Origin of the sequence: Pseudomonas brassicae (genome assembly GCF_010671725.1) — a bacterium.
Taxonomy (GTDB): domain Bacteria; phylum Pseudomonadota; class Gammaproteobacteria; order Pseudomonadales; family Pseudomonadaceae; genus Aquipseudomonas; species Aquipseudomonas brassicae.
In genome coordinates, this window is sequence record NZ_JAAHBU010000225.1 from 1 (window position 1) to 4,523 (window position 4,523).

At 66.2% G+C, this 4,523-nt stretch carries 3 protein-coding genes and 3 pseudogenes; 5 read left to right on the plus strand and 1 reads right to left on the minus strand.

From position 1 onward, the window contains the following. A pseudogene (gene argH / locus G3436_RS15920) lies at nt 1–1,386 on the minus strand (argininosuccinate lyase); the annotation flags it as partial. Nucleotides 1,387–1,605: 219 nt separating this feature from the next. On the opposite strand from argH, the pseudogene G3436_RS27695 reads away from it, so the two are divergent. The 5 genes and pseudogenes from G3436_RS27695 to G3436_RS15940 form a co-directional block, all read left to right on the plus strand. Then, a pseudogene (locus G3436_RS27695) lies at nt 1,606–1,713 on the plus strand (sensor histidine kinase); the annotation flags it as partial. Continuing rightward, nucleotides 1,710–2,456: a LytR/AlgR family response regulator transcription factor gene (locus G3436_RS15925; protein ID WP_163946677.1), complete on the plus strand. Its 747-nt coding sequence runs from the start codon at nt 1,710–1,712 to the stop codon at nt 2,454–2,456. The pseudogene G3436_RS27695 and the gene G3436_RS15925, both read left to right, overlap by 4 nt. Nucleotides 2,457–2,573: 117 nt before the next feature. Continuing rightward, a complete protein-coding gene (hemC, locus tag G3436_RS15930) occupies nt 2,574–3,515 on the plus strand; it encodes a hydroxymethylbilane synthase (protein WP_163946680.1) in 942 nt (313 codons plus the stop codon). Further along, complete coding sequence (locus G3436_RS15935; RefSeq protein WP_163946683.1) at nt 3,512–4,279, plus strand: uroporphyrinogen-III synthase; 768 nt, start codon at nt 3,512–3,514, stop codon at nt 4,277–4,279. Before hemC ends, G3436_RS15935 begins: the two co-directional genes overlap by 4 nt. 46 nt (nt 4,280–4,325) lie before the next feature. Beyond that, nucleotides 4,326–4,523: pseudogene (locus G3436_RS15940) on the plus strand (uroporphyrinogen-III C-methyltransferase); the annotation flags it as partial.

Genomic DNA, 4,523 nt, shown 5'->3' on the forward strand with positions numbered 1-4,523 from the left:
TGGCCAGCAGGGCCTGGCCGCGGGCCACGCAGCACGCACCTGGGCCGGTGCGGTGCCGCCGATATGGTTGCGCGCATTCACCGAGCCTTCCAGGGTGAGCACGGCAAACACGTCCTGCTCGATCTGGTCGCTGAACTGGCGCAGCTCGTCCAGGCTCATCTCGGCCAGGTCCTTGCCGCTGTCCACGCCATATTTCACCGCATGGCCGACGATCTCGTGGCAATCACGGAACGGCAGGCCGCGACGCACCAGGTAGTCGGCCAGGTCGGTGGCGGTGGAGAATCCGCGCAGCGCCGCTTCGCGCATGATCGCGTGCTTGGGCTTGATCGCCGGGATCATGTCGGCAAACGCACGCAGCGAGTCGCGCAGGGTGTCGGCGGCGTCGAACAGCGGCTCCTTGTCTTCCTGGTTGTCCTTGTTGTAGGCCAGTGGCTGGCCCTTCATCAGGGTCAGCAGGCCGGTCAGGGCACCGAACACACGGCCGGTCTTGCCGCGCACCAGCTCTGGCACGTCGGGGTTCTTCTTCTGCGGCATGATCGAGCTGCCGGTACAGAAGCGGTCGGGCAGGTCGATGAACTGGAACTGCGCGCTGGTCCACAGCACCAGCTCTTCGGAGAAGCGCGACAGGTGCATCATTGCCACGCTGGCGGCGGCGCAGAATTCGATGGCGAAGTCGCGGTCGGACACGCCGTCCAGCGAGTTGCCGCCCACCGCCTCGAAGCCCAATAGCGAGCAGGTCAGCTCACGGTCGATCGGGTAGGTGGTGCCCGCCAGCGCGGCGCTGCCCAGGGGCATGCGGTTGGTGCGCTTGCGGCAGTCGACCAGGCGCTCGTAGTCACGGCTGAGCATTTCGAACCAGGCCAGCAGGTGGTGGCCGAAGGTCACCGGCTGCGCGGTCTGCAGGTGGGTGAAGCCGGGCATGATGGTGTCGGCTTCACGCTCGGCCTGGGCCAGCAGGCCCTGCTGCAGGCGGGTGATCTCGGCCAGGATCAGGTCGATCTCGTCACGCAGCCACAGGCGGATGTCGGTGGCTACCTGGTCGTTGCGGCTGCGCCCGGTGTGCAGTTTTTTACCGGTGACGCCGATGCGGTCGGTCAGGCGTGCCTCGATGTTCATGTGCACGTCTTCGAGGTCGATGCGCCAGTCGAAGTTGCCGGCCTCGATTTCACCCTGGATGGTACTCAGGCCGTCGATGATGCTGTCGCGCTCGGCATCGGTGAGTACGCCGACCTTGGCCAGCATCGTGGCGTGGGCGATCGACCCCATGATGTCGTGGCGGTACAGGCGCTGGTCGAAGGTGACGGAGGCGGTGAAGCGGGCGACGAAGGCGTCGACGGGCTCACTGAAGCGGCCGCCCCAGGACTGGTTGGTCTTGTCGGTGCTCATGGATTCACTCGTTGAAGGCGTGAACGGGAAAAATTGGCGCTGATGATAACAGGGTTGCCGGCCCGTACGGGGCTCGGCGGTCGGCGCAGATGTGGGTTTATGTCGTGGTGGCGGCGCAGCACGACAGGGATGCATAAGGATATTTATCGATTGAACGGCAGCGTGCCGGCAACCGTCTACAGTTGGACAGAGGATTGGCAGCTTTTGCCCTCCCAGTGAATCTTTAGCCATCGTGCGAGTCTGAGCGTGGATCGCCGTGACGGTCGTCACCTCACCTGTCTACGCTTTCCTTGTGCGAGACTCACGCAGGAATCCAGCGCTATATGAATGTCCTGATCGTTGATGACGAACCCCAAGCCCGGGAGCGCCTGAGCCGCATGCTCGGCGAGCTGGAGGGTTATACCGTGCTGGAGCCCAGCGCCACCAATGGCGAAGAGGCCCTGGCATTGATCGACAGCCTCAAGCCCGAGGTGGTCTTGCTCGACATTCGCATGCCGGGCATGGACGGCCTGCAGGTGGCTGCGCGCCTGTGCGAGCGTGAAGCGCCGCCGGCCGTGGTGTTCTGTACCGGTGATGACGAATTCACCGTGCAGGCCTTCCAGGACAGCACCCTGGGCCACCTGCTCAAGCCGGTGCAGGTCGATGCACTGCGCGATGCCCTGCGCCGCGCCGAGCGTCCCAACCGGGTGCAACTGGCGGCGCTGACCCGCCCGGGTGCCGAAAGCGGCAACGGGCCGCGCAGCCATATCAGCGCACGCACGCGCAAGGGCATCGAGCTGATCCCTATCGACCAGGTGATCTATTTCATTGCCGATCACAAGTACGTGACGTTGCGCCATGAAGGCGGCGAGGTGCTGCTGGACGAGCCGCTCAAGGCGCTGGAAGACGAATTCGGCGAGCGGTTCGTGCGCATCCATCGCAATGCGCTGGTGGCCCGTGACCGCATCGAGCGCCTGCAGCGCACCCCGCTGGGGCATTTCCAGTTGTTTCTCAAGGGCCTCAATGGCGATGCCCTGATCGTCAGCCGCCGCCATGTGGCGGGTGTGCGCAAGATGATGCAGCACCTCTAGCGCGGGCCAATCGCACGGCGTGGCCAGGGAGGGTCGGCCGCTGTGCTGACATAGATCTGCTAGCGGCTCGGGTTGAGCTGTTATCATCCGTCGCATCTATCTCGTACGGATCGATCCATGTCCACTCGTGAAATCCGCATTGCCACGCGCAAAAGTGCCCTTGCCCTGTGGCAGGCCGAATACGTCAAAGCCCGCCTGGAACAGGCTCATCCCGGCCTGGTCGTGACCCTGGTGCCGATGGTCAGTCGCGGCGACAAGCTGCTCGACTCGCCGCTGTCGAAGATCGGCGGCAAGGGCCTGTTCGTCAAGGAGCTCGAAACCGCGCTGCTGGAGCAGGAAGCCGACATCGCCGTGCACTCGATGAAAGACGTGCCCATGGACTTCCCCGAGGGCCTGGGGCTGTTCTGCATCTGCGAGCGCGAAGACCCGCGCGATGCCTTCGTGTCCAACACCTACGCCAGTCTTGATGCACTGCCGCCCGGGAGCATCGTCGGCACCTCCAGCCTGCGCCGCCAGGCGCAGTTGCTGACACGTCGGCCCGACCTCGAAATCCGCTTCCTGCGCGGCAACGTCAACACCCGCCTGGCCAAACTCGATGCCGGCGAGTACGACGCCATCATCCTTGCTGCTGCCGGCCTGATTCGCCTGGGCTTCGAAGACCGCATCACCGACAGCATCAGCATCGACGACAGCCTGCCGGCCGGGGGCCAGGGCGCGGTGGGTATCGAGTGCCGCAGCGCCGACCAGGCCATCCACGCGCTGCTCGCGCCGCTGCATCACGCCGATACCGCTGACCGGGTCACGGCCGAGCGGGCACTGAACAAACACCTCAATGGCGGATGCCAGGTGCCTATCGCTTGCTACGCCGTGCTCGAAGGCGAGCAGCTGTGGCTGCGCGGCCTGGTGGGCGAGCCGGCCGGTGGCCGGCTGTTGAGCGCCCAGGCCCGCGCACCACGCCAGGACGCCGAGGCGCTGGGGGTGCGGGTAGCCCAGGAGCTGCTGGGGCAAGGCGCCGAAGAGATTCTCAAGGCGGTCTATGGCGAGGCCGGTCACCCGTGAGCGGCTGGCGCCTGCTGCTGACCCGGCCGGCCGAGGAATGCGCGGCACTTGCTGCCACCTTGGCCGAGGCCGGCCTGTTCGGCAGCAGCCTGCCGCTGCTGGAGATCGAAGCACTGCCGACCACCGCCGAGCAGCACGCGATCATGGGCGAGCTGTCGCACTATTGCGCGCTGATCGTGGTCAGCAAACCCGCCGCTCGCCTGGGCCTGGCATTGCTCGATGCGCATTGGCCGCAGGCACCGGCGCTGCCGTGGTTCACGGTGGGTGCGGCGACGGCGGCGATTCTCCAGGCGCATGGCCGCGAGGTGCACTTCCCGCCCCAGGGCGACGACAGCGAAGCCTTGCTGCAACTGCCACGCCTGCAGGCTGCCATCGCGCGGCCGGGCGCGCGGGTGCTGATCCTGCGCGGCGAAGGCGGTCGCGAGTTGTTGGCCGAGCGATTGACCGCAGGGGGTGCTAGTGTCGATTATCTGCCCCTGTACCGCCGCCGCCTGCCGGACTACCCGGCGCACACGCTGACGCAGCGCATCGAGGCGGAACGCCTGAACGGCCTGGTGGTCAGCAGTGGACAGGGTTTTGAACACCTGCGCCAGCTGGCCGGCGCGCATTGGCCACGTTTGTCCAGGCTGGCGTTGTTCGTGCCCAGCCCGCGGGTGGCCGAACTGGCACGTGCCTGTGGTGCACACAACGTAGTGGATTGCCGTGGCGCCAGTGCCGCGGCTTTGCTGGCGGCGTTGCAGGAAACCCCTGCACCCGCCTTTTAAGGCGCTAAGCTGATGGGCGACGTGCCTCAATGCAAAGGATGGATACGTGAGCGAAACTGCCTTGCCCAATGATGATCTGCAGCCGGCGTCCGAGACGCCCGCGCAAACACCCGCCGCCCCCGCCAAGCGGGCCGGCACTGGACTGGCACTGTTTGCCCTGCTGGTAGGCGCCGCCGGCGTCGCGATCGGCGGCTGGGGCGTGTGGCAGGTGCGCCACTTGCAAGGCGCGACCCAGCAGCAGCGC